The 24277-nt window shown below is 76.5% G+C and carries 23 protein-coding genes and 1 tRNA gene; 17 read left to right on the forward strand and 7 right to left on the reverse strand.

Annotated features, from left to right (window positions below; translation table 11 throughout):
- Positions 1 to 30: 30 nt before the first annotated feature.
- Complete coding sequence (gene cobU, locus ACI78V_RS03385) at positions 31 to 552, reverse strand: bifunctional adenosylcobinamide kinase/adenosylcobinamide-phosphate guanylyltransferase (RefSeq protein ID WP_456848914.1); 522 nt, start codon at positions 550 to 552, stop codon at positions 31 to 33.
- Positions 553 to 583: 31 nt separating this feature from the next.
- Complete coding sequence (locus tag ACI78V_RS03390; RefSeq protein ID WP_456848916.1) at positions 584 to 1135, reverse strand: histidine phosphatase family protein; 552 nt, start codon at positions 1133 to 1135, stop codon at positions 584 to 586.
- A 141-nt stretch (positions 1136 to 1276) separates the two neighbouring features.
- On the opposite strand from ACI78V_RS03390, the gene ACI78V_RS03395 reads away from it, so the two are divergent.
- Entirely contained in the window at positions 1277 to 2074 is a 798-nt protein-coding gene (locus ACI78V_RS03395; RefSeq protein WP_456848918.1) for an oxidoreductase, read from the forward strand.
- Positions 2075 to 2236: 162 nt separating this feature from the next.
- Positions 2237 to 3205 carry an aldo/keto reductase gene (locus ACI78V_RS03400; RefSeq protein ID WP_456848920.1) on the forward strand — a complete coding sequence of 323 codons (969 nt, stop codon included), beginning with the start codon at positions 2237 to 2239 and terminating at the stop codon, positions 3203 to 3205.
- Positions 3206 to 3315: 110 nt separating this feature from the next.
- Here the strand turns inward: ACI78V_RS03400 and ACI78V_RS03405 are convergent, their stop codons facing one another.
- Entirely contained in the window at positions 3316 to 4164 is an 849-nt protein-coding gene (locus ACI78V_RS03405; protein WP_456848922.1) for an HAD family hydrolase, read from the reverse strand.
- 143 nt (positions 4165 to 4307) lie between these two features.
- Here ACI78V_RS03405 and ssd point away from each other — a divergent pair, with 143 nt between their 5' ends.
- From ssd to ACI78V_RS03440, 7 genes are all read left to right on the forward strand, one after another.
- Positions 4308 to 5387 (forward strand): septum site-determining protein Ssd, encoded by a 1080-nt coding sequence (gene ssd / locus ACI78V_RS03410; protein ID WP_456848924.1) that lies wholly within the window; start codon positions 4308 to 4310, stop codon positions 5385 to 5387.
- Entirely contained in the window at positions 5384 to 6523 is a 1140-nt protein-coding gene (locus tag ACI78V_RS03415; protein WP_456848926.1) for a TadA family conjugal transfer-associated ATPase, read from the forward strand. Before ssd ends, ACI78V_RS03415 begins: the two co-directional genes overlap by 4 nt.
- Positions 6520 to 7311, forward strand: a complete 792-nt coding sequence (locus ACI78V_RS03420; RefSeq protein WP_456848928.1) for a type II secretion system F family protein — start codon at positions 6520 to 6522, stop codon at positions 7309 to 7311. The genes ACI78V_RS03415 and ACI78V_RS03420 overlap by 4 nt, the downstream gene beginning before the upstream one ends.
- Entirely contained in the window at positions 7308 to 8024 is a 717-nt protein-coding gene (locus tag ACI78V_RS03425) for a type II secretion system F family protein (RefSeq protein WP_456848930.1), read from the forward strand. Before ACI78V_RS03420 ends, ACI78V_RS03425 begins: the two co-directional genes overlap by 4 nt.
- A gap of 128 nt (positions 8025 to 8152) precedes the next feature.
- Complete coding sequence (locus ACI78V_RS03430; RefSeq protein WP_456848932.1) at positions 8153 to 8464, forward strand: DUF4244 domain-containing protein; 312 nt, start codon at positions 8153 to 8155, stop codon at positions 8462 to 8464.
- A 74-nt stretch (positions 8465 to 8538) separates the two neighbouring features.
- Entirely contained in the window at positions 8539 to 8898 is a 360-nt protein-coding gene (locus ACI78V_RS03435) for a TadE family type IV pilus minor pilin (protein ID WP_456848934.1), read from the forward strand.
- 7 nt (positions 8899 to 8905) lie between these two features.
- Complete coding sequence (locus ACI78V_RS03440) at positions 8906 to 9292, forward strand: Rv3654c family TadE-like protein (protein WP_456848936.1); 387 nt, start codon at positions 8906 to 8908, stop codon at positions 9290 to 9292.
- A gap of 22 nt (positions 9293 to 9314) precedes the next feature.
- Here the strand turns inward: ACI78V_RS03440 and ACI78V_RS03445 are convergent, their stop codons facing one another.
- Positions 9315 to 11963 carry a DEAD/DEAH box helicase gene (locus ACI78V_RS03445; RefSeq protein WP_456848938.1) on the reverse strand — a complete coding sequence of 883 codons (2649 nt, stop codon included), beginning with the start codon at positions 11961 to 11963 and terminating at the stop codon, positions 9315 to 9317.
- 270 nt (positions 11964 to 12233) lie between these two features.
- Between ACI78V_RS03445 and ACI78V_RS03450 the strand changes: the two genes are divergently transcribed.
- From ACI78V_RS03450 to ACI78V_RS03470, 5 genes are all read left to right on the forward strand, one after another.
- The gene (locus ACI78V_RS03450) at positions 12234 to 14495 is read left to right on the forward strand and encodes a sodium-translocating pyrophosphatase (RefSeq protein ID WP_456848940.1); all 2262 of its coding nucleotides are present in this window, start codon (positions 12234 to 12236) and stop codon (positions 14493 to 14495) included.
- A 168-nt stretch (positions 14496 to 14663) separates the two neighbouring features.
- Positions 14664 to 14981 (forward strand): hypothetical protein, encoded by a 318-nt coding sequence (locus ACI78V_RS03455; RefSeq protein WP_456848942.1) that lies wholly within the window; start codon positions 14664 to 14666, stop codon positions 14979 to 14981.
- Positions 14978 to 16489, forward strand: coding sequence for an alpha/beta hydrolase (locus ACI78V_RS03460; protein ID WP_456848944.1), 1512 nt, complete (start codon positions 14978 to 14980; stop codon positions 16487 to 16489). Before ACI78V_RS03455 ends, ACI78V_RS03460 begins: the two co-directional genes overlap by 4 nt.
- A 194-nt stretch (positions 16490 to 16683) precedes the next feature.
- Positions 16684 to 19566 carry a type I DNA topoisomerase gene (topA, locus tag ACI78V_RS03465; protein WP_456848946.1) on the forward strand — a complete coding sequence of 961 codons (2883 nt, stop codon included), beginning with the start codon at positions 16684 to 16686 and terminating at the stop codon, positions 19564 to 19566.
- A 7-nt stretch (positions 19567 to 19573) separates the two neighbouring features.
- Complete coding sequence (locus ACI78V_RS03470; RefSeq protein WP_456848948.1) at positions 19574 to 20338, forward strand: class I SAM-dependent methyltransferase; 765 nt, start codon at positions 19574 to 19576, stop codon at positions 20336 to 20338.
- Here ACI78V_RS03470 and ACI78V_RS03475 read toward each other — a convergent pair.
- The 3 genes from ACI78V_RS03475 to ACI78V_RS03485 form a co-directional block, all read right to left on the reverse strand.
- Positions 20317 to 20676, reverse strand: a complete 360-nt coding sequence (locus tag ACI78V_RS03475) for a winged helix-turn-helix domain-containing protein (protein WP_456848950.1) — start codon at positions 20674 to 20676, stop codon at positions 20317 to 20319. The genes ACI78V_RS03470 and ACI78V_RS03475 overlap by 22 nt on opposite strands.
- On the reverse strand, positions 20673 to 21101 hold the full coding sequence (locus ACI78V_RS03480) for a hypothetical protein (RefSeq protein ID WP_456848952.1): 429 nt from the start codon (positions 21099 to 21101) through the stop codon (positions 20673 to 20675). Before ACI78V_RS03480 ends, ACI78V_RS03475 begins: the two co-directional genes overlap by 4 nt.
- A 75-nt stretch (positions 21102 to 21176) precedes the next feature.
- Entirely contained in the window at positions 21177 to 21968 is a 792-nt protein-coding gene (locus ACI78V_RS03485) for a trans-aconitate 2-methyltransferase (RefSeq protein ID WP_456848954.1), read from the reverse strand.
- A 102-nt stretch (positions 21969 to 22070) separates the two neighbouring features.
- On the opposite strand from ACI78V_RS03485, the gene tmk reads away from it, so the two are divergent.
- From tmk to ACI78V_RS03500, 3 genes are all read left to right on the forward strand, one after another.
- The gene (tmk, locus tag ACI78V_RS03490) at positions 22071 to 22751 is read left to right on the forward strand and encodes a dTMP kinase (RefSeq protein WP_456848956.1); all 681 of its coding nucleotides are present in this window, start codon (positions 22071 to 22073) and stop codon (positions 22749 to 22751) included.
- Positions 22748 to 23908: a DNA polymerase III subunit delta' gene (locus ACI78V_RS03495; protein ID WP_456848958.1), complete on the forward strand. Its 1161-nt coding sequence runs from the start codon at positions 22748 to 22750 to the stop codon at positions 23906 to 23908. The genes tmk and ACI78V_RS03495 overlap by 4 nt, the downstream gene beginning before the upstream one ends.
- 59 nt (positions 23909 to 23967) lie before the next feature.
- Positions 23968 to 24040, forward strand: a tRNA-Thr gene (locus ACI78V_RS03500).
- Positions 24041 to 24277 lie beyond the last annotated feature (237 nt).

Consider the following 24277-nt stretch of genomic DNA (forward strand, 5'->3'; position numbering starts at 1 on the left):
GGACGTCGCTCCGCCGGGACGCCGGCCGGCTCACCGGAGCCGCTGCGGCAGGCCGGCCACGACGAACCAGACCTCGTCGGCGGTGCCGGCCAGGCGCTGGTTGACCGCACCGAGGGTGTCGCGGAACAGCCGGCCCGACCGCGTCTCGGGCACCACACCCAGGCCCACCTCGTCGGAGACGGCCACCACGTGCGCCGGCGTCATCGCCCAGGCGTCGACCAGCGCGTCGCAGCGTGCCGCCAGCCGTCCGGCGGCACCGGGCTCGTCGGTCCAGACGCCGGTCTCGTCCATGAGGGCAGCCACCCAGGTGGTGACGCTGTCCACCAGCACCCACCCACGCCGCAGCAGGTCGCTGGGGGCCGTGGTCTCGACCGTCGTCCAGCCGGCCGGGCGCCGGGCCCGGTGGGCGGCCACCCGCTGCTGCCACTCGGGGTCGTCCGGGACCGGTGGGGAGGTGGCCAGGTAGGTCACGGCCTCCGCCCCGGCGACCAGGCTCTCGGCATGGGCGGACTTCCCCGACCGCGCTCCGCCCAGCACCAGCACCCTGCTCACGTCCGTCGCCCCCGGGGCGCGTGCGACCGGCTCACAGCAGCAGCTCGAGCCGGGTCACCGTGCCGTTGTGCGGGGTGGTCGACGGCAGCGCGTCGGCCCCGAGTCCCGCGGCGACCGCCTGCGCGGCCCGGATCGTGTCGCCGTGCGTGACCAGCGCGATGACCTCCGCGGGCGGCTCCGCGGCGAGGTGCTTGAGGAACGCGCCGACCCGCGCGTGCAGCTCGCCGAGGCTCTCCCCACCCTCGGGGGCCCAGTGCGGGTCGGTCCAGTCGACGACGTCCCACAGCTCGCGCGACGGACGGCCCTCCAGCACGCCGTAGCCCTGCTCGCGCAGCGCGGGGGTGGTGGTGAAGGGCAGGCCGGTCGCGCCGGCGCAGTGCTCGGCCGTCTGGACCGCACGGCGCAGGTCGCTGGAGACGAGGGCACCGGGCCGCAGGCCGGCCAGCTCCCGTGCTGCTGCGGCCGCCTGGACGTGCCCGAGCTCGGTGAGCGGCACGTGCGCCGTCTGACCCTGCATCAGTCCGGCGGCGTTCCACTCGCTCTGCCCGTGGCGCACGAGGAGGAGGGTCAACGGCTGGGCCATGGTGGGAGGCAGCGTAGCCAGGCGACCGCGGGACCCCGGACGCTCCCTCGTACCGTCGTCCGCGTGGGCAGGTGTGCCGGACCGCCCACCGACCCAGCACCGTTGGTCACGGGACCGACGAGCGTCAGACAGGAGGACCTCGTGACCGTCCCCGTCCGCCCGGGCGCCGCCCGCCCCGGCGCCCCTCGAGCCGCAGCGGGGGCGCCCGACCCGCTGGCCCCGTTGCTGGAGCTGCCTGGCGTGCAGGACGCCGCCGACGGCGCCCGCGCGGCCGTCGACCGGCTGTTGCGGCACCGGCTCATGCGCAACCGGTCGGCCGAGATCAGCACCGAGTCGGCGCTGCGCGGCGCCCGCGCCTCGGCCGCGCTGGAGGGGGTCGACATCCCCTTGGCCGACCTGCGCGCCGGCCAGGTGCAGGACTCGGTGGTGCAGGGCTCGCTGCGGACCTCCGTCGCGCTCGGCTCGCTGCAGGACACCTGGGAGCGCGCACCGGGACAGGTGCTCGCCCGGCTGCACGTGCTGGCCGCCGCCGACCTGGCCGACCGGGCCCGGCTGGGCCGGCCGGCGCCGCACGCCGGCCCCCGCCTGGGCGGCCTGTTCGGGCTGGTGACCGGCACCTCCACGGTGCCGGCGGTCCTGGTCGCCGCCGTGGTGCACGGGGAGCTGGCGGCGCTGGCCCCGTTCGGGATCGCCGACGGCGTGGTGGCCCGCGCCGCCGCCCGGCTGACCGGAATCACCCGTGGCCTGGACCCCAAGGCGGTGTCGGTGCCCGAGGTCGGCTTCGTCGAGCTGGGCCGCGACGAGTACGCCCGGGCCGTGGCCGGCTACGCCTCGGGGCAGCCCGAGGGCGTGGCCGCCTGGCTGGTGCACTGCTGCCGCGCCACCGAGCACGGGGCCCTGGAGGGGCTGGCGATCGCCGAGAGCCTGCTGCGGGGCTGACGCCCACGGCACCGTCGTCCGGCCGTCGGGCACCGCCGCCGGGCGCCGTGGCCCTGTGGCGCCCGGCCGCGACGACGGTCGTGAGGCCCCCGGCTCCGGCGTCCGGGCCGTGGGCGTCGGTCCCGGAGCGCCGCCCGTGCCGGGACGGGCAGACTGGGCGACGTGCGGACCCTCGACGTGGACGGGCTCGGTGCGGTCAGCCGCGTCGGCCTCGGGACCTGGCAGTTCGGCTCGCGCGAGTGGGGGTACGGCGACGCCTACGCCTCCGGTGAGGCCGCGGCGATCGTCCGGCGCGCCCGCGAGCTGGGGATCACGCTGTTCGACACCGCGGAGATCTACGGCTTCGGCCGCAGCGAGCGCATCCTCGGCGACGCGCTCGGCGCGGAGCGGGCCGGGGTCGTCGTGGCGACGAAGGTCTTCCCGGTCGCCCCGTTCCCGCCGGTGGTCCGCAACCGGCTCGCGGGCAGTGCCCGCCGGCTGGGGCTGCACCGGGTACCGCTCTACCAGGTGCACCAGCCCAACCCGCTGGTCCCCGACTCGGTGATCATGCCGGGGATGCGGGAGCTGCTCGACGCCGGCCGCATCGGCGCCGTCGGCGTCTCCAACTACTCGCTGGAGCGGTGGCAGGCGGCCGACGCGGCGCTCGGCTGCCCGGTGGTCAGCAACCAGGTGCACTTCTCCCTGGCCGCCCCCGGTGCGCTCGAGGACCTGGTCCCGTTCGCCGAGCGGGAGAGGCGGATGGTGATGGCCTACAGCCCGCTGGCGCAGGGGCTGCTCGGGGGCCGGTACGGCGTGGAGAACCGGCCCGGGGGCGTGCGGACGACCAACCCGCTGTTCGGGACCGAGAACCTGCGCCGGGCCGAGCCGCTGCTCGGCGTCCTCCGGGAGGTCGCCGCGGCCCACGACGTCGCGCCGGCGCAGATCGCGCTGGCGTGGCTGATCGCCCTGCCCCGGGTCGTGGTGATCCCCGGCGCGTCGAGCGTCGCCCAGGTCGAGGCCAATGCCGCGGCCGCGGAGGTCACCCTCCGGCCCGACGAGCAGGCCGCGCTGACCGCGGCGGCGCGGGCGTTCTCGCCGGTGTCGGCGGCGCACACGCTGCTCGAGCGGGTGCGGGAACGGCTGCCGTTCTGACCCCGGCGTCGGGCCGGCCCCCTGCAGGGTCCCGCCGCGGCCCCGTCCAGCAGCTCGCGGCGGCCCCGTCCCCCGTCGGACCCTGAGCCCGCGGAGGACGGGGTCGTCCGTCAGGCGCCGCGACGGCGCCGGCGGCCCGGCAGGGGAGCGGGCGCCGACCGGACGACGCTGGTCTCGCGCAGCGCACGGCGTCGGGCGTACCAGGCCAGCCCGACCACCGCGGCGCCCACGCCCATGGCCGCGCCGGTCACCACCGGTGCCGTGGGCACCGGGAAGCGCGACCGCATGGACACCGGGCGGGTGAACTCCAGCACTGGCCACCCACGCTCGGCTGCCGCCCTGCGCAGCGCACGGTCGGGGTTCACCGCGGTGGGGTGACCGACCTCCGACAGCATCGGCAGGTCGGTGATCGAGTCGCTGTAGGCGTAGCAGTCGGCGAGGTCGTAGCCGTTCTCGGCGGCGACCTCCCGGACCGCGACCGCCTTGTTCTCGCCGTACGCGTAGAAGTCGATCTCGCCGGTGTAGCGGCCGTCGACGGTCACCATCCGGGTCGCCACCACCCGGTCGGCGCCGAGCATCTGCCCGATCGGCTCCACCATCTCGGCACCGCTGCTGGAGACGATGACGATCTCCCGGCCGGCCGCCCGGTGCTCCTCGATCAGGTCCGCGGCCTCGGCGTAGACCAGCGGGTCGACGATCTCGTGGATCGTCTCCCGGACGATCTCGTGCACGGTGGCGACGTCCCAGCCGGTGCACATCTGGGTGATCTGGGCCCGCATGCGCTCCATCTGCTGGGCGTCGGCGCCCGAGAGGGAGAAGACGAACTGGGCGTAGGCACCCTTGAGCACGGCCCGGCGGTTGATCAGCCCGCCCTGGAAGAAGGGCCGGCCGAAGGCCAGGGTGCTCGACTTGGCGATGACCGTCTTGTCCAGGTCGAAGAACGCCGCTGCGCGGGTCACGGTTCACGACTGTAAGTGGACCCGCCGACGGTGACGGGGGTCGCACGCCGTCCACACCCTTTCGGGTCATCCACAGATCCCGTCCGCCCCTCCCGCACCCCGCGTCCCCCCGCTGGGCTCGGCGCGTGCCTGCGCCCCGGTCCATGCCCGCCCGTCCCCTCCTCGTCAGCTCCGACGAGGACCTCCTCGACGACCTGCTCCGGCTGCTGGCCGCCGCGGGCGCCGAACCGGAGGTCGCCACCGGCGGGCCGGCGCTGCGGCGCGCGCACCGCGAGGCGCCGCTGGTCGTGCTGGGCGCCGACGTGCTCCAGGCCGGTCCCGTGCGGGCCCTGCCCCGCCGTCCCGGCGTCGTGGTCGCGGCTCCCGACGAGCCGCCGGCCGCCACCTGGGCCGCGGCGGTGGAGCTGGGGGCCGAGCGGGTGGCGGTGCTGCCCGCCGACGAGGGCTGGCTGCTGTCCCGGGTGGCGTCGGCCCTGAGCCGGCCGGTCGACCGGGGTCCCCTGGTCGCGGTCGGAGGAGCCTGTGGGGGTGCGGGCGCCAGCACGGTCGCCGCCGCGCTGGCGCTCACCGTGGCGGCGGACGCCGACGGCGCGCTCCTGGTCGACGCCGACGCCTGGGGCGCCGGGGTCGACCTGTTGCTCGGGGCCGAGCGGGCCGAGGGCCTGCGGTGGCCCGAGCTCGCCGGGCTCCGGGGCCGGGTGGCCGGCGACGCCCTCATGGCGGCCCTCCCGGAGGTCGACGGGGTGGCGGTGCTGGCGGCCTCGCGGGAGGCGCCCGGCGAGGTCCCGGCCGAGGCGCTCGCGGCGGTCGTGGAGGCGGCCCGTGCCGGAGGGTGGCCGGTGGTGGTCGACCTCGCGCGGGGCGCGGGGCCGGAGACGGCGGAGCTGCTGTTGGCCGAGGCGGACCTGGCGGTGCTCGTCGTGCCGGCCCGGCTGCGGGCGGCGTCGGCGGCGCGTCTGCTCGTCGAGCACGGTCCCGGCGGGCGCCCGTCACCCTGGTCGGCGGGCCGCCCGGTGGTACGGCGCGTGGCGGGTGGGCTGTCGGCGCACGAGGTCGCCGACGTCGTGGGCCGGCCGCTCCTGGCCGAGCTGGCCCTCGACCGCAGCGTCGTGCCGCGGGGTGAGCGCGGGCAGCCACCCCTGGTGACGGCACGCTCGCCGCTCGGCGCCCTGGCCCGACGGGTGCTGGCCGAGGTCCCGCGTGTGGCGGGGGTCGCGGCGTGAGCGGGGGAGCACTGGTCGACCGGGTCCGGGTCCGGCTCGCGCTGGCGCCCGAGGCGCCGACACGGGCCACGGTCGCCGCCCTGGTGCGGGAGGAGTCCGGTGGCCTGCTCGGCGACGACGACGTGCTGCGCGCGGTCCGGGAGGCGGTGGACGAGTTGGCGGGAGCCGGCCCGCTCGAGCCCCTCCTCCGGGCGCCCGGGGTCACCGACGTGCTCGTCAACGGCCCCGACGAGGTCTGGGTGGACAGGGGCGGCGGGCTGGAGCGGTCCGCGGTGCGGTTCCCCGACGAGGACGCCGTGCGCCGGCTGGCCGTCCGCCTCGCGGCCGCGGCGGGCCGCCGGCTCGACGACGCCGCCCCCTGGGTGGACGTCGGCCTGCCCGACGGCACACGGCTGCACGCGGTGCTGCCACCGGTGTCCGGCACGGGCACCTGCCTGTCGCTGCGGGTGCTGCGTCGGGCGTCGCTGACCTTCACCGACCTGGTCCACCGCGGCACCTTCCCCGGGGCGTCCGGTGACCTGCTGCGTGCCCTCATCGATCGGAGGTCGGCGTTCCTGGTCACCGGTGGCACGGGGTCGGGGAAGACGACCCTGTTGGCGGGGCTGCTCGGCCTGGTCCCACCCGGTGAGCGCCTGGTCCTCTGCGAGGACGCGCCCGAACTGCGGCCGGCCCACCCGCACGTCGTCCGGTTGGCCACGCGGCCCCCGAACGTGGAGGCGGTCGGGGAGGTGACCCTGCGCGACCTCGTCCGGCAGGCGCTGCGGATGCGCCCGGACCGCCTCGTGGTCGGGGAGGTGCGCGGCGCCGAGGTCACCGATCTGCTCGCCGCGCTCAACACCGGTCACGAGGGCGGCTGCGGCACCCTCCACGCGAACCGACCCGCGGAGGTGCCGGCCCGGCTGGAGGCCCTCGGCGTCGCCGCCGGCCTCGACCGGCTGGCGGTGCACAGTCAGACGGCGGCCGCGCTCGCCGCGGTGGTGCACCTGCGCCGGACGCCCTCGGGGCGGCGCGTGGACGAGATCGGCGTGGTGCACCGGGCCGGTGACCTCGTCGTCGTCGAGGCGGGCTGGCGCGCCGACGGCGGGCCGTGCCCCGGCGCGGGGCGGCTGGAGGAGCTCCTGGGGCCCGTGCGGTGACCGGTCCGCTGCTGTTGGCCGCCGCCCTGCTGCTGTGGCCGGGCAGCGCCGCGCTGCGCCGGTCGCGGCTGGCCGTGGCCACCGGCCGCCGGGCGCGGCTCACGCCCGGCGTGGCGTCTCTCCCCCGGCCGGTCCTGTGCGGCGGCGCGGCCGCCGCCGTCGCGGCGGTGCTGAGCACCCCGCTGGTCGCGGTCCTGGCAGGGCTGGTCGCGACGCTCGCCGCGCCGGCGGTGGACCGCCGCCGCGCCGGCGTCCGGGAGGACGCGCGGCTGACCGCACTGGCGGAGGCGCTGGCCGCTCTGGCTGCCGAGTTGCGCAGCGGCCGGTCGCTGACCCAGGCCACCGCGGCGGCCGTGGACGCCTGCGTCGACGAGGACAGCGGGCAGGCGCTGGCCCGGGCGGTGGTGGGCCCGGGGGACGCCGGGCGCGCGGCGCGGGCCGGCACGGAGGTCGAGCAGGCGTTGCAGCGGGTGTCGGCGGCAACGGTCCTGAGCCGGCACACGGGGTGCTCCCTCGCAGCGGTCCTCGGTGCGGTCGAGGACGACCTGCGCGCCCGCCACCGCCGGCGGCAGGACCTGCGGTCGGCCACCGCCGGCCCCCGTGCCAGCGCCACCCTCCTGGCCGGCCTGCCCCTGCTCGCCCTCGGCATGGGCAGCGGCATCGGCGCCGACCCCTGGCGGGTGCTCACCGCCACCTCCACCGGGCAGGTGCTGCTCGTCCTGGGTGTGGCGCTGGAGGGCGCCGGGCTGATGTGGTCGGCCCGTCTCGTGCGCCGGGCGGTCCGGTGACCGCGACCGTCGCGGCACTGCTCGCGGCCGCACTGCTCGTCGCCTCGTCCCGGCGCGCGGGCGTGGCGGCCCGGGTGCGGGCGCTGACCCGTGACCGGGCGGCGCCGCCACCCCGCCCCGCTGCCGATCCCCGCCGCGGCTGGCTGCTGGCCGGTGGGACCGGAGTGGCCGCCGGCCTGCTCGTGGGCGGCCTCCCGGGACTGGCCGCGGGGCTGCTGGTGGCCTTCGCCGTCGAGCGCCTGCTGCGCCGTGGGGCGGAGCAGGACCCGCGGGACGGGCCGGCGCTCACCGGCGACCTCCCGGTGGCGTGCGACCTCCTCGCCGCCTGCCTGGCCGCCGGCCTCCCCGTGACCGGCGCCCTGGCCGCGGTCGCCGCCGCGCTGCCGGCTCCGCTGGGCCCGGCCTTGGACGAGGTGGCCGGGCTGTACCGGCTGGGTGCGCCTCCACGGCGGGCGTGGTCCGACGTCCCCGGGGAGCTGGCCGGGTTGGGCCGGGTGCTGGTCCGGGCGGGGGAGTCCGGATCGGCGGTGGTGCCCGCGCTCCAGGCGCTGGCCGCCGACACCCGCGCCGAGGCGCGTAGCCGCGCGGACGCCGCCGTGCGACGGGCCGGGGTGTGGGTCCTCGCGCCGCTGGGCGCCTGCTTCCTGCCGGCCTTCGTGTGCCTGGGTGTGGCGCCGCTCGTGCTCGGCATCGCCGCCGACGTCTTCGGCTGAGCCGCGAGCCGTCGTCCACAGGCGGCGCCCCGCTCCACAGATCGCCGCGGCCCGTGGGAACGGCCCTCGCGCACTGCGAGCGTCGGGTCAGCGGCCCGGACGGCGGGCCGGACGATCCAGGAGGACCCGTGACCGACAACCCCGCAGCACGTCCCGACAACCCCGCAGCACGTCCCGACGCGGCCGGAGCCGACGAGGAGGCCGCCCTCCCGGCCGCGCAGGGTGCCGAGGCGCCCGACAGCGCCGCCGGCCGTGGCCTCCGGGGTCGCTGGCATCGGGTCCGCGCCACCGGTGAGGCCGGCATGAGCACCGCCGAGTACGCCGTCGGCACCGTCGCGGCCTGCGCCTTCGCCGCGGTCCTGTACCGGGTGGTGACCGGGGGCTCGGTCGTCGACGCCCTCGGGGAGTTGGTCTCCTCGGCACTGACCACCCTGTCCTGACCGTGTCCGTCGTGCTGTGGTCGCGGCGACGTGCAGTCCGGCTGAGGTCGGCCGGCCGCAGCGAGGCGGGCCTCGTGACCGCCGAGACGGCCGTCGTCCTGCCCGTGCTGCTGCTCGTCCTCGCCGGGGCGGTGGCAGCGGTGGTGGTGGTCGGCGCCCAGTTGCGGTGCGTGGACGCCGCCCGTGAGGGCGCCCGTGCCGCGGCGCGAGGCGAGGACACCGCGGTGGTGGTCGCGCTCGCCGGCCGGGCCGCCCCCGCAGGCGCGGTGACCACGGTGGCCCACGACGGGCCGGCGGTCTCGGTGACCGTGGCGGCACAGGTCGCCCCGCTCGGGCCCGTACCGTTCCGGGTGCGGGTCTCGGCTACGGCGGTGGCGCAGCGTGAGCCCGACGGCGAGGTGCCGGCCGCGGCGGCCCCGGGCGGCAGCGGGTGAGCGGCCGGTGATCGGCGGCTCCCGGCTCACCGGTGAGCGCGGGTCGGCGACCGTGTGGGTCGTCGCGCTCGCGGGCGTGCTCGCCGCGATCGGTGTCGCGGCCGTCCTCGTTGGCGTTGCCGTGGTGGGCCGGCACCGCGCGTCCGCAGCGGCGGATCTGGCGGCTCTGGCGGCAGCGGAGCAGGCGGTCCGTGGTCGGGCCGACGTCTGCGGTGTGGCCGCCCGGGTGGCGGAGGCCAACGGGGCGCGGCTGACCGGCTGCGGTGTGGACGGCGCAGCGGTGGTCGAGGTCGCCGTCGTGGTCCCGGTGCGCCTGGGGCGACTCGGGATGCGCGAGGCCGCCGCCCGCGCGCGGGCCGGCCCGGTCTGGCCCGTCCCGGTGGGCGATCCGTGACCGGGCCGGCCGGCCCGGCGCGTCAGAAGACCAGGTCGTCCTCTCCGGGAGGCGGTCCGGTCGACGGGTCGGTCCCTGCCGTCGGCGCCGGCGGCGGCTGGTCGCTCCGTGCCGCCGCTGCGTCGGCCGTTCGGGCACCCTGCGCGGTCGGCACCCGATCGCGTCGGGCCGCCGGCTCCCCGACCGCCCCCGTCTCGGCCGGCTGCGCAGGAGGGGACGACGGTGCCGGGCCGTCGTCCCCCGGCGCGGGCGGGCCGGCACGACCGCGCGTGGTCCCCGCGGGGACGGGCTGATCGCCTCTCTCCTCGGCGGCGGCCAGCTCGTCGAGGACGACGTCGAGCACGCGCACCGCGCCGCTCTTGTCCAGCGGGTCGTTGCCGTTGCCGCACTTGGGTGACTGGACGCAGGACGGGCAGCCGCTGTCGCACTCGCAGCTGGCGACGGTGGCGCGGGTGGCCTGCAGCCAGCGCCGCAGGACGGCGAAACCGCGCTCGGCGAAACCCGCACCGCCGGGGTGGCCGTCGTAGACGACGATCGTCGCGGCGCCGGTGTCGGGGTGCAGCGCGGTGGAGACACCGCCGAGGTCCCAGCGGTCGCAGGTGGCCAGGAGCGGGAGGATCCCGATCGCGGCGTGCTCCGCGGCGTGCAGGGACCCGGGCAGACCCACCTCGTCCACCTCGGCGCGGGCCACCGCCTGCTCGTCGAGGGTCAACCAGACCGCCCGGGTGCGCAGCTGGCGGGCGGGGAGGTCGAGCGGGAACTCCGCCAGCACCTCGCCGGTGCCCAGTCGGCGGCGCTGGTAGGCCACCACCTGGTTGGTCACGTCCACGACACCGGTGTGCGCGGCCACGGTCCCCAGGTGCCAGGAGCGGTCGGTGGAGACCACCGCGAGATCGGTGATGTCGCGGGCGACGGTCGTCCACTCCGGGCTCTCGGCGTGCACCACGGCCGTGGCGTCCTCGACGCAGAACTCGTCCACGACGTAGGTCTCACCCCGGTGCACGTACAGGGCGCCCGCGTGCACCGTCGCGTGCGCGGCGTCGCCGTCGACGGTGCCCAGCAGCCGGCCGGTGGCCCCCTCGATGATCGTGACCGGCTCGAGGCCGCTGCCCCGGATGTCGACGTCCGGTCGACCCCGGCCGGCCCAGTACCAGCCCGTCGGGCGCCGCCGGAGCAACCCCTCGGCGACCAGCTCCTCGACCCGCGCCTCGGCGGCCGGCCCCCCGAAGTCCGCGAGGTCGGCGGGCACCAGCGGCAGCTCCGCGGCCGCGCAGCACAGCTGCGGGCCGAGCACGTAGGGGTTGGTGGGGTCGGTGACCGTGGCCTCGACGGGGCGTCCGAACACCGCGCGCGGGTGGTGGGCCAGGTAGTGGTCCAGCGGGTCGTCACGGGCGACGAAGACCACCAGGGACTCCCGCTGCGCACGCCCGGCCCGGCCGGCCTGCTGCCACAGCGAGGCCAGGGTGCCCGGGTACCCGGCGAGGACGACGGCGTCGAGCCCGGCGATGTCGATGCCGAGCTCCAGGGCGTTGGTCGTGGCCACCCCCAGCAGCTCCCCGGTGGACAATGCCCGCTCCAGCTCGCGCCGCTCCTCGGGCAGGTAGCCGCCCCGGTAGGAGTCCACGCGGCGGGCGAGGTCGCCGCGGCCGCGGTCCCGCAGGATGTGGCGGGCCTGGTCGGCGACCGACTCGGCGCTGCGCCGGGACCGCACGAACGCGAGGGTGCGCGCGTCCCGCTCGACCAGGTCGGCGAGGAGGGTCGCGGCGTCGGCGGCCGCCGACCGCCGCAGCGGCGCGCCGTGCTCACCGGTGCGCTCGGTCAGCGGCGGCTCCCACAGGGCGAAGGTGGCTCCCGGCCGGGGCGAACCGTCCTCGGTCACGGCGGTCACCGGGGCGCCGATGAGCCGGGTGGCGGCCGCGGCCGGCTCCGCGACGGTCGCCGAGGCGAGCAGGAACACCGGCTCCGCGCCGTAGCGCCGGCAGATCCGCCGGAGCCGGCGCAGGACGTGGCCGACGTGCGAGCCGAAGACCCCGCGGTAGGAGTGGCACTCGTCGACGACGACGTAGGCCAGCCGGCGCAGGGTGCTCGACCACTTCTGGTGGGCCGGCAGGACTCCGCGGTGCAGCATGTCCGGGTTGGTGACGATCCAGCGCGAGTGCCGCCGGACCCACTCCCGCTCCTCCATCGGGGTGTCGCCGTCGTAGGCGGCGGGTCGCACCGACGGGTCGGCGAGCGCGGCGACCGAGGAGAGCTGGTCGCGGGCCAGCGCCTTGGTCGGGGCGAGGTAGAGGACGCAGGCGCGCGGGTCCTCGGCCAGCCGGGTCAGCGCCGGCAGCTGGTACGCCAGCGACTTGCCCGACGCGGTGCCGGTGGCCACCACCACGTGCCGGCCGTCGTGTGCGAGCTGCGCGGCCTCGACCTGGTGCCGGTAGGGCGTCCGGACGCCCTGCGCCTCCAGCCGTTCCCGCAGCTGCGCGCCCACCCACTCCGGCCACGGCCGGGTGTGGCTCTCGCGCACCGGCAGCCGGTGGACGTGGGTGACGGGTTGCTCGTCCTCCGGCGTCCCGGCGAGGAGCGCGGCCAGCAGGTCCGCGCCGGGCAGGACCCCACCCCGTGCACCGGGGTCCGTGCCGGGAGGGGGAGCCGACCGGACCGGGTGGAGCGTGGTCACGCGTCCTCCTCGCTGGCGTTCGTCGTCCGCGAGCCCACGGGTGCTGTGCCTCTGGGCGACCTCGCGAGCTCGGTCACCCCTCCACTGTCACACCTGACGGCAACCTCCGTCTGTCCGATACAGCGGTTCGTCGGGCCGCCGATACGGCTTGTGATCTCCCTTACACTCACGCGGCGCCAGTCCCTGCGGACCCCCGCACCGACTGGACAGGACCTCCGCCGACCGGAGCGCAGGTGGCCCCGGGGGCAGCCGACCGCTTGGAGGAAACACATGCCGGACAGCGCACTCTCCGGTGGGGACGTCGTCCTCGTGACGATCGTCCTCGCCATCTCGATCGCCGCCCTCGCCTTCGCCGCCTACCTCGTCCGCGCCGTCATGGCCGCCGACCAGGGCACGGCGACGATGCGCGACATCGCGAAGGCGGTGCAGGAGGGTGCGGCGGCGTACCTGCGCAGACAGTTCCGCACCCTCGCCGTCTTCGCCGTCATCGTCTTCCTCGTCCTCCTCGTGCTCCCGGTGCACGACGGCGGCTGGGGGACCCGGCTCGGACGGGCGCTGTTCTTCCTCGTCGGCGCGCTGTTCTCCGCGATGGTCGGGTTCATCGGGATGACGCTCGCAACGCGCGGCAACGTCCGGGTGGCCGCCGCCGCTCGTGCCGGCGGCTACCGGCCGGCCTTCCGCATCGCTTACCGCACCGGGGGCGTCTGCGGGATGATCACCGTCGGACTCGGCCTGTTCGGCGCGGCTCTCGCGCTGCTGCTGTTCGACGAGACCGCCCCCGTCGTCCTGGAGGGCTTCGGCTTCGGCGGCGCGCTGCTGGCGATGTTCATGCGCGTCGGCGGCGGCATCTTCACCAAGGCCGCCGACGTCGGCGCCGACCTGGTCGGCAAGGTCGAGGCGGGCATCCCCGAGGACGATCCCCGCAACGCCGCCACCATCGCCGACAACGTGGGCGACAACGTCGGCGACTGCGCCGGCATGGCCGCCGACCTGTTCGAGTCCTACGCGGTCACGCTCGTCGCCGCGCTGATCCTCGGCCAGGTCTTCTTCGGGGCCGTGGGCATGGTGTTCCCGCTCACCGTCGCCGCCATCGGCGTGATCGCCTCCGTCGTCGGCATCCTCGCCAGCAACCCCGGCAAGGGCGACGCCAACGGGCTGGCGCCGATCAACCGGGGCTTCTTCACCTCCGCCGTCGTCTCCCTCGTGCTCGTCGCGGCGGCCTCGTTCACCGTGCTGCCCAGCGTCGCCGACGTGCCCGACAGCGTGGTCAGCCCGCAGGTCCTGGGCTTCGTCTCCGTGCTCGTCGGCATCGTGCTCGCCGCCGCCATCCAGTTGCTCACCGGCTACTTCACCGAGACCAGCCGCAAGCCGGTGAAGGACGTCGGCCGCAGCTCGCTGACCGGCCCCGCCACGGTCATCCTCTCCGGCATCTCGCTGGGCCTGGAGTCGGCGGTCTACGCCGCGCTCCTGATCGGCGGCGCCGTCTACGGCGCCTTCCTCATCGGCGGCGGCGCCGCGCTCTACGCCGTCGCGCTGGCCGGCTGCGGCCTGCTGACCACCGCAGGCGTGATTGTCTCGATGGACACCTTCGGTCCGGTCAGCGACAACGCCCAGGGCATCGCGGAGATGTCGGGCGACATCGACGAGGACGGCGCCCGGGTGCTCACCGACCTCGACGCGGTCGGCAACACCACCAAGGCCATCACCAAGGGCATCGCGATCGCCACCGCCGTCCTCGCCGCCACGGCGCTGTTCGGCTCCTACAACGCCCAGATCGGCGTGGCGCTGGACGAGGCCGGCGACACCCTCGGCGACGCGTTCAGCCTGGTGAACCCGAACAACGTGGTCGGTGCGGTGCTCGGCGCCGCAGTGGTGTTCCTCTTCTCCGGCCTGGCGATCAGCGCGGTGTCCCGTGCGGCCGGCCGTGTGGTGTTCGAGGTGCGGGAGCAGTTCCGCACCCGCCCCGGGATCATGGACTTCACCGAACGGCCGGACTACAGCCGCGTCGTCGACATCTGCACCAAGGACAGCCTGCGCGAGCTGGCCACCCCGGGCCTGCTGGCGGTCCTCGCACCGGTGGCGGTCGGCTTCGGGCTCGGCTTCGGACCGCTGGCGGCGTACCTGGTGGGCGCCATCGCGGCCGGCACGCTGATGGCGGTGTTCCTCGCCAACTCCGGCGGCGCCTGGGACAACGCCAAGAAGATGGTCGAGGACGGCGCCTACGGCGGGAAGGGCAGCGAGGCCCACGCGGCGACCGTCATCGGTGACACGGTCGGCGACCCCTTCAAGGACACCGCCGGGCCGGCGATCAACCCGCTGATCAAGGTGATGAACCTGGTGGCGCTGCTCATCGCGCCGGCCGTCGTGGGCATGTCGGTCGGGGAGGACCAGAACACGGCACTCCGCCTGACCATCGCCCTCGTCGCGGCCGCGATCATCGTTGGCGCCGTGGTGGTCTCCAAGCGTCGCTCGGTGGTCGTCGGCGGCGCGGCCAACGCCCAGGCCGACTCGCTCACCGTCACCGCTCCCTGACCGCACGCCGGGATCCTCCGGCCGGCACGCACCGGCTGGAGGACCCCGGCGCGCTCTGTGGACACCGCCGGGGGCTGTGGACGGGAGGCCGCGGTCAGCCGGCGCCCGGGCCTAGCGTCCGGCCGCGCCGATCCCACCGGGGGGCCGGCCCGACCGCCGGGAGGCCCCGTGTCCGTGACCATCGCCGCCCAGCTCGACGCCATCGACGCGCTGGCCTCGGAGCTGGGTGCGCTCGCCGCCGAGCTCGGCGAGGACGCGCAGCTGTGCTGGTCCACCGCCGTCTCCCTGGGCGCCGCGGTCGGCGGGGACGTCGGTGAGCGCGCCGGGGCCACCGGCTCCGGCTGGGCCGCGCTGCTCGAGCTGGTCGCCCAGCAGACCGGCGTGCTCGCCGCGACGCTGAGCGCGGCGGTCGACTCCTACCGCCTGACCGACGCGGGCCTCGCCGACCGGCTGCTGGTCCTCCGTCAGGGCGCCGCGTCCCGGTGAGCGTCCACGTCCTCCCCGAGGTCGCCGGCTGGGACGTCCCCCTGCTGCGGGGCGCCGTGGTCACGTTGACCGCGGTGGCCGACCGGCTGCCGGCGTGGCGGGCCAGGACCGAGGCGGTCGGCCGGGCCCTGACCGACGCGGAGTGCTGGTACGGGCCGGCGGCGCAGGCGGCCGGGACCGCGCTCGGCGAGGTCTCCGGCGTGGCCGCCGCGGTGACCGCGGTGCTGACCGAGTCGCTGGACCAGGCGGGGCAGCTGCTGGGGGCGGCCGTCGCGGCCCAGGAGCTGGCCGAGCAGGCGCTGGCGGCCGCGGCCGCCGTCCCGGTCCAGCTCGACTATGCCGGCCGGCTGGTCGGGCTGCGCCCCACCGGGGTGGACGGCGCCGCAGCCGGCCTCGCCGCCGACCAGACCGCCGCCGTGCTCGCCGCCCAGCAGCTGGCGGACGAGGCGCTCGAGGCGGCCGCACGCGCCGGCGTCGCCGCCGGCGCCGCTGCCGAGGCACTGGCCGGACTGGGGGTCGCCGGATCGCTCGCCCCGGTCACGTTCGACGCCCTGGCGCCCCTGGTCCCGGGCCGGTTCCCGTTCCCGACGCAGATGCTGAACCGCCCGCCGGCCGAGGTGAGCGCGTGGTGGGCCGGCCTGTCCACGACCGAACGCGAGTCGGCCATCGAGCGCGTCCCGGTGGTCGTCGGCGCCCTGGAGGGGCTCCCCGCCTGGGCGCGAGACCAGGCCAACCGGGCACACCTCGAGACCGTGCTCGCCGATCCGTCGGCGCCCGGGCACGCGGTCGCGGTCTCCGTCGCGGAGGAGGTGGCCCGGCGGGAGGGTGCGGGGGAGACCGTCCAGCTCTACCAGTTCCAGCCGTCGGAGGAGCTGGTCGCGCTGGCGCTGGGCGACGTCGACACCGCCGACTCCGTCGGGTTGCTGGTCCCCGGCATCCTCAACACGCCACAGGACGACCTGGGCGACCTGGTGGCGGATGCCGACGCGGTGGCCGATGCCGCCCGTGTCGCAGCTCCCGGGATCGCGGCGGCCACCATGGTCTGGCTCGGGTACCGCCCGCCGGGGCTCGTCGGTGCGGTGGGCACGTCGGCGAGCCGGGAGGGCGGTCGCGCGCTGGACGGGGCCCTGGACGGTCTCGCCGCGGCGCGCGCCGGCGATCCGGCGCGGGTCGTGGTCCTCGCGCACAGCTACGGCACCCGGGTGGTCGAACAGGCCGCCGGCGCCGCGGGGGAGCTGGCCGCCGACGCGGTGGTCCTGAACGGGAGCCCGGGCCTGGACGGCGACGCCGAGGGGCTCGAGGTCGCCGAGGTGTACGAGGCGTCCGCCGGGTTCGACCCGATCAACTGGTGGGACTGGCACGGCGGGCACCCCACGTGGGCCGACGGCTTCGGGGCCGTCGGGCTGCCCACCGACGCCGTGATGGTGCACGGTGAGTACTACGACGAGCACTTCCCGACCGTGACCGCGATGGGGGAGGTGCTCGCGGCTCCGTGGCCACCGGACTGACGACGCCGACGCCGGGAATCCGCGCCCGCCGGGAGCCCTTGGAGCGGGCGACGGCACGCCCACGGTGGATCGCCGCGCACCCGCTCGTCGGAGTCGTGGCCTACCGTGGCGTCGCCGAGGGCGTACGCGCAGCAATCGCGTCGCCCGGCGCCGGACGCACGGCGCCTGCACCGAGCAGCACCGACAGGAGCACCGTGGCCCCCACGAAGACCGCGAACAACGGCACCGAGACCGCCGGCCGGACCGCCGGCGGGACGAGCACCCCTGCCCGCCGCCGCACCGCGGCAGCCGGCGGCGGGCGGCCGTTGGTCATCGTGGAGTCCCCCACCAAGGCCGGGAAGATCGCCGGCTACCTGGGCAACGGCTACGTCGTGGAGGCCAGCGTCGGGCACATCCGTGACCTCCCACGCAACGCCGCCGACGTGCCGGCCGAGCACAAGGGCGCCTCGTGGGCCCGGCTCGGGGTGGACGTGGACAACGGGTTCGAGCCGCTCTACGTGGTCAGCCCCGACCGCAAGCAGCAGGTCGGCCGGCTCAAGCAGCTGGTCAAGGACGCCAGCGAGGTCTACCTCGCCACCGATGAGGACCGCGAGGGCGAGGCCATCGCCTGGCACCTCGTCGACACCCTCAAGCCGCGGGTCCCGGTGCGCCGCATGGTCTTCCACGAGATCACCCCCGAGGCGATCGCCCGGGCCGTGGCCAACCCCCGCGAGCTGGACACCGCGCTGGTCGACGCGCAGGAGACCCGCCGCATCCTCGACCGGCTCTACGGCTACGAGGTCAGCCCCGTGCTGTGGAAGAAGGTGCTGCCCAAGCTCTCGGCCGGCCGCGTCCAGTCGGTGGCCACGCGCATCGTCGTCGAGCGGGAGCGGGAGCGGATGGCCTTCCACGCGGCCGACTACTGGTCGCTGGAGGGCACCTTCGCCGTCGCCGAGCGCGCCGCCGGTACCGACGAGGGGGAACCCACGACCCTCCGTGCCCGCCTGGTCAGCGTCGACGACAGCCGGGTCGCCACCGGCCGCGACTTCGACCCCGCCACCGGCCGGGTGACCGGCGACGTCGTGCACCTCGACGAGGCCGGCGCCCGCGGGCTCGCCGCCCGGCTCGAGGGCCGCCAGGTCACCGTCACCCGGGTCGACGAGAAGCCCTACCGGCGCCGGCCCTACGCACCGTTCACCACCTCGACCCTGCAGATGGAGGCCGGGCGCAAGCTCGGCTGGTCCTCGGCCCAGGTCATGCGGGTGGCCCAACGGCTGTACGAGAACGGCCACATCACCTACATGCGGACCGACTCGACCAACCTGTCGAACGAGGCGATCAACGCCGCCCGCACCCAGGCCCGCCAGCTCTACGGCGACGCGTACGTCCCGGCCGAGGCGCGTCGCTACGCGAAGAAGGCCAAGGGCGCGCAGGAGGCACACGAGGCCATCCGGCCCGCCGGCGACAGCTTCCGCACCCCCGGCCAGCTCGCCGGCCAGCTGGCGCGGGACGAGTTCCGGCTCTACGAGCTCATCTGGCAGCGCACGATCGCGTCGCAGATGGCCGACGCGGTGGGGCAGACGGTCAGCATCCGGCTGGCCGGGCGTACCAGCACCGACGAGGCCGTGGAGTTCACCGCCAGCGGGCGGACCATCACCTTCCCCGGCTTCCTCCGCGCCTACGTCGAGTCGCGTGACGAGGGCCCCGCGGGCGACGACGACCAGGGTCGCGACGACGCCGAGCGGCGGCTGCCGCGGCTCGAGCGGGGCCAGCAGCTCGACACCCGCGAGCTGGAGGCCAAGGGGCACACCACCACGCCGCCGTCCCGGTACACCGAGCCGAGCCTGGTCGCCCGGCTCGAGGAGCTCGGCATCGGCCGGCCGTCGACCTACGCGTCGATCATGCAGACCATCCAGGACCGCGGGTACGTCTGGAAGAAGGGCGCCGCGCTGGTGCCCTCCTTCGTCGCCTTCGCGGTGGTCAACCTGCTGGAGCAGCACTTCGCCCAGCTGGTCGACTACGACTTCACCGCCTCCCTGGAGGAGGAGCTCGACGAGATCGCCGCGGGCGACCTGCGCCGGGTGGACTGGCTCACGGAGTTCTACTTCGGCGGCGAGGGTCGGCACGCCGGTGCGATCGCGCAGGCCGGCGGGCTCAAGCAGGTCATCGGGCAGCGGCTGGAGGAGATCGACGCGCGCGGGGTGAACTCCATCCCGCTGCGCGCCACCGGTCCCGGCGGGGAACCGGTCGTCGTCCGGGTCGGGCGGTACGGGCCGTACCTGCAGGTCGGTGGCGAGGAGGGCCCGCGGGTCAGCCTGCCGGAGGACCTCCCGCCCGACGAGCTCACCCAGGAGAAGGTCGAGGAGCTGCTCGCCGCGCCGTCCGGTGACCGGGAGCTCGGCACCGACCCGGAGTCCGGCCTGCCGGTGGTGGTCAAGGCCGGCCGGTACGGCCCGTACGTCACCACGGTCGTCCCCGAGGGCAGCAAGGACGCCCCCCGGACGGCGAGCCTGTTCTCGTCGATGTCGCCGGAGACGGTCACCCTCGACGACGCCCTCAAGCTGCTGACCCTGCCGCGCAGGGTCGGCGCCGCGCCGGACGGCGAGGAGATCCAGGCGCTCAACGGCCGGTACGGGCCCTACCTCAAGAAGGGCAGCGACAGCCGCTCGCTGGAGAACGAGGACCGGCTGTTCACCGTCACGCTCGAGGAGGCCCTGGCGATCTTCGCCCAGCCCAAGCAGCGTGGGCGGCGCGCGGCCGCGGCGCCGCTGAAGGAGCTCGGCCCCGACCCGGTCACCGAGGGGCCGATCACCGTCCGCGAGGGCCGGTTCGGCCCGTACGTGACCGACGGTGAGACCAACGCCAGCCTCCGCAAGGGCGACGACGTGGAGAGCATCACCCTCGAGCGCGCCGCGGAGCTGCTGGCCGACCGGCGGGCGCGGCCGACGACGAAGAAGGCGACCAAGAAGAAGGCCGCCGCGAAGAAGACGACCGCGAAGAAGGCGACCGCCACCAAGGCGACTGCCACCAAGGCGACGGCGAAGAAGACCACGGCGAAGAAGGCGGCTGCCGGCACCGACGCCGTCGCCGCCGGCTGAGGCCCCGGTGGCGACCGGGGACCTCGACCCGACCGTCTGGCAGGAACGGAGACGGTCGTTCGGCTCCGTCGCCGCCGGGTACGCCGCCCTGCGGCCGAGCTACCCGGCCGACGCCGTGGGTTTCCTCGTCGGCGGGCAGTTCCGGCGCGTGCTCGACCTGGGCGCGGGCACCGGGCTGCTCACCGCCGTCCTGCTCGGCGCCGGGCACGAGGTGGTCGCCGTCGACCCCGCCGAGGCGATGCTGGCCGAGCTGCGTGCCCGCCACCCGGACGCGGTCGCCGTGGTCGGCGGGGCCGAGGCCGTCCCGCTCCCGGACGCCGCCGTCGACGCCGTCGTCGCCGGACAGGCCGCGCACTGGTTCCAGCCCGCCCCCGCCGCCGCGGAGATGCGGCGGCTGCTGCGTCCCGGCGGGATCGTCGGACTGGTCTGGAACACCCGCGACGAGCAGGTGCCCTGGGTCGGCGCGCTCGGCCGGGTGCTGGCCGCCGAGGCCCGCGACCACGAGGCCGACCAGCGCGTCGTCGACGACTTCGCCCGGGAGCTGGACGCGCGGGTGGAGCGGTTCCGCTCCGGCATCGTCCAGCGGGTCACCCCGGAGCAGGTGGTCGGCGGCATCGCCACCCGCAGCTACGTCGCGACGATGGACCAGGCCCGCCGGGAGGCCTTCCTCGCCGAGGTCCGGGAGGTGCTCGCCACCCACCCGGACACCCGGGGCCGCGAGGTCGTCGAGCTGCCCTACCGGACCGACGCCTACCGGCTCGTCCCCGGCTGAACCGGGTCACCGGCCCGCGTCGGGGGGACGGCCCCGTCGGCGATGGCCCGCAGCGCGGCCACGTGGGCGCCGAACGCCTCCCGGCCACGCCGGCTGAGCCGCAGCCAGGTGCGCGGGCGCTTGCCCACGTAGCCCTTCCGCACCTCGACGTAGCCGGCCTTCTCCAGGGCGCTGACCGTCTTCGACAGCAGCGAGTCGCTGACCTGGACGCCGTCCCGGACGAACCCGAACTCCGCCTCCTCGGCCGAGGCCAGGGTCGCCATCACCGAGAAGCGCACCGGCGCGTGGATCACCTCGTCCAGCCCGTGCCGCGGGTGCTCCTCCCGCGGAGCGCTCACCGGGGCAGCTCGCGCCAGGCGCCGACGAGACACGGCACCGCCACGAGGACCGCCAGTGGCCCCCAGAAGACCCAGCTGCGCGCCAGGCCGGACTCCAGCCCCACGGCCAGCCCGACGGCGAACACCGCTGCCCACGCCCCCATCACCAGCCCGAACCGGCGGGCGAACCCGTGCCGCGTCGAACGCCGGCCGGCGAGCAGCGCCAGGACCGCGCCCAGCACGGCGAGCACGAAGACCACGGCCGCGGCCAGCACACCGCGGTCACCGTCGGCGACCGGCTGGGCCAGGAAGAACCCGGCGCTCGCACAGCCGAGCGTGGCGAGGAAGCCCGACGAGGCCGGGCTGGCCTCGCGCCGGACACGGGCGTCGGCAGCGGCGGCCTCGGCGAGCAGTGCGGCGGCGGACTGGGGCGTGGGAGCGGTCATCGGCTTCCCCTCTCTACCGGCGGTTGCCGCCACCGTGGCAACTACTTGCCATGCAGTCAAGTAGTTGCGAGGCGGTCAGCGCGGGCGGGAACCGACGGCGAACACCCGCCGGAACGGCAGCAGCGTCGTGCCGTCGTCCCGGCGCGGGTAGGCGACCCGCAGCGCGGCGGCGTACTCCGTCTCCAGCTCGGCCGCGTCGTCCTCCTCCAGCAGGCCGAGCACCGGGCGCAGCACGGTGCTGCGCACCCAGCCCAGGACCGGGTCCTCCCCGGTCAGCACGTGCAGGTAGGTGGTCTCCCACACGTCGGCGGCCAGCCCGGCGCCGGAGAGCACGTCGAGGTAGCCGCCCGGCTCCAGCACCGCGTCCGGGGCGGGGGCCGCCGGTGCCAGCGCGGCCGCCCAGCGCGGCGAGTGGCACAGGTCGGCCAGCAGCGCGTGCGTCGGCGCCCGCCAGTTGCCCGGCACCTGCACGGCCAGCCACCCGCCGGGAGCGAGGTGACCGGCCCACCGGCGCAGCAGGTCGGCGTGCCCCGGCACCCAGTGCAGGACGGCGTTGGAGACGACGACGTCCACCGGCCCGGCGGGACGCCAGTCGCGCACGTCGCCGAGCGTGAAGTCGAGGCGCCCCGGGACGGCGTGGGCGGCCGCCGCGGCCAGCATCTCCGGCGAGGAGTCGACCCCCGTCACGCGCGCGGCCGGCCACCGCGCGGCCAGGGACGCGGTCAGGGCACCCTCGCCGCACCCGAGGTCGACGACCACCCGCGGGTCCCGGGCGCCGATCCGGCCCACCAGGTCGGTGAACGGCCGCGCCCGCTCGTCGGCGAAGCGCAGGTACCCGGCCGGGTCCCACGCGGCGGCGCTCGTCACGGCCCGACCCTAGGGCCGCGGCGTCGAGGAATGGTCGGTGCCGGCCGGTACCGTGGCGCCCGGTCCACCGCCCCAGCCCACCCCCGGGAGCCCGCGATCCCCGTGTCCGACGACGGCCCGCTCGCCCTGCCCGTCGCACCCGGCGACGCCGCGGCGCCCGGCCTCTTCGTCGCCTTCGAGGGCGGTGAGGGCGCGGGCAAGTCCACCCAGGTCCGGCTGCTGTGTGCCTGGCTGGCCGAGGTCGGACGCCGGGCGAGGGCCACCTTCGAGCCGGGCGGGACGCCGGCCGGAGCCGCGATCCGCGCGATCGTGCTCGACCGCGCCCACACCGGCCTGTCGCCGCGGGCGGAGGCGCTGCTGTACGCCGCCGACCGCGCCCAGCACGCCGCCGCCGTCCTGCGGCCGGCCCTGGCGGCCGGCGAGGTGGTGGTGACCGACCGGTTCGTCGACAGCTCGCTGGCCTACCAGGGCGCCGGGCGGACCATCCCGCTCGACGACGTCGCGGCGATCTCCCGCTGGGCCACCGGCGGGCTGCGCCCCGACCTCACCGTGCTGCTGGACCTGCCGCCGGAGGTGGGCCTGGCCCGCGCCCGCGGGCGCGCGGTGGCCGACCGGCTGGAGTCGGAGTCGCTGGACTTCCACGAGCGGGTCCGGGAGACCTTCCGGGCGCTGGCCGCGGCCGAGCCCGGCCGCTACCTGGTCCTCGACGCCACGCGTGGCGTCGGGGAGCTGGCCGCCGACGTCCGGGTCCGGATCGGAGCGCTGCTCGGGGAGCGCGCGTGACGGTCTGGGAGGAGGTGATCGGCCAGCCGGCCGTCGTCGCCGAGCTGCGCGCCGCCGTCGCCGACCCCGCGGCCATGACCCACGCCTGGCTGTTCACCGGGCCGCCCGGCTCCGGGCGGTCGGTGGCCGCCCGCGCCTTCGCCGCGGCGCTGCAGTGCCCCCAGGGCGGGGACGGCACCTGCCACGACTGCCGCACGGTGCTCGCGGGCACCCACGCCGACGTCGCCGTGATCGTCCCGGACGGCCTGTCGATCGGCGTCGCGGAGGCCCGTGAACTGGTCCGGGTGGCCGGGCGGGCGCCGTCCCGGGGGCGCTGGCAGGTGATCATCGTCGAGGACGCCGATCGGATGAGCGAGGCGGCGGCCAACGCGGTCCTCAAGATGATCGAGGAGCCGCCATCGCGGACGGTGATCGTGCTCTGCGCGCCGAGCCTGCACCCGGAGGACGTGTCGGTGACCATCCGCTCGCGGTGTCGCGTGATGGGCCTGCGGACGCCCTCGGTGGACGCCATCTCCGACGTGCTGGTGCGTCGGGACGGCGTCGACCCGGCGCTGGCCGCCTGGGCCGCCGGCGCCTCCGGTGGCCACGTCGGCCGCGCCCGGCGGCTGGCGCGGGACGAGGACGCGCGGCTGGCCCGCAAGGCCGTGCTGGACATCCCGTTGTCGCTGGTCTCGCTCGCCGCCTGCCTCAACGCCGCCGACGACCTCGTCGGTGCGGCCCAGGAGGAGACCGACGCCGCGACCGAGGCGCTGAACGGGGCGGAGACCGAGGCCCTGAAGGCCAGCCTGGGGGTGGGGGCCCGTGGGCCGGGTGTCGTCGCGGCCAGCCGGGGCAGCGCCGGGCAGCTCAAGGAGCTCGAGAAGAGGCAGAAGTCCCGGGCCACCCGGATCGGCCGGGACTCCTTCGACCGGGCCCTGGTCGACCTCGCCGGGCTCTACCGCGACGCGCTGGTCCTCGACTCCGCGCCGGCCGAGCCGCTGCCCCTGAACCACCCGGACCGCCGCGCGGACGCCGAGGAGCTGGCGAGGCGGATCGGCGCGGAGGGGGCGCTGCGGCGCATCGACGCCGTCCTCGCCTGCCGGGTCGCGCTCGAGCAGAACGTGAAGCCGCAGATCGCGCTGGAGGCGCTCACCGTCGCGTTGCGGCTGCCCGCGTGACACACCCGCCCCTGCGCGGCGGGGACGCAGCCGTCACGTAAGCTGTTCGCCGCACGCCCGCCGCCTTAGCTCAGTCGGTAGAGCATCTCACTCGTAATGAGAAGGTCGTCGGTTCGATTCCGACAGGCGGCTCGCACCTGACCAGCGGCCCCGTCCCACGTGGACGGGGCCGCTGCGTCGTTCCCCGCTCTCGTGGGCGCGAGCCGGCCTGAGCACCGGTCCGGCACCGGAACGTGTGGGCGACGGCTCACCGCCGGGCCCGCCGGGCCACGCACACACCGGCCACGGCCACCCCGCCACCACCCACCACCACAGGATTGGTGCGCCGCCGCCCCGGGCACCCGGTGGGGGACCGACCCCACCGGAGGC

The sequence above is a fragment of the Geodermatophilus sp. SYSU D00742 genome (assembly GCF_054049935.1).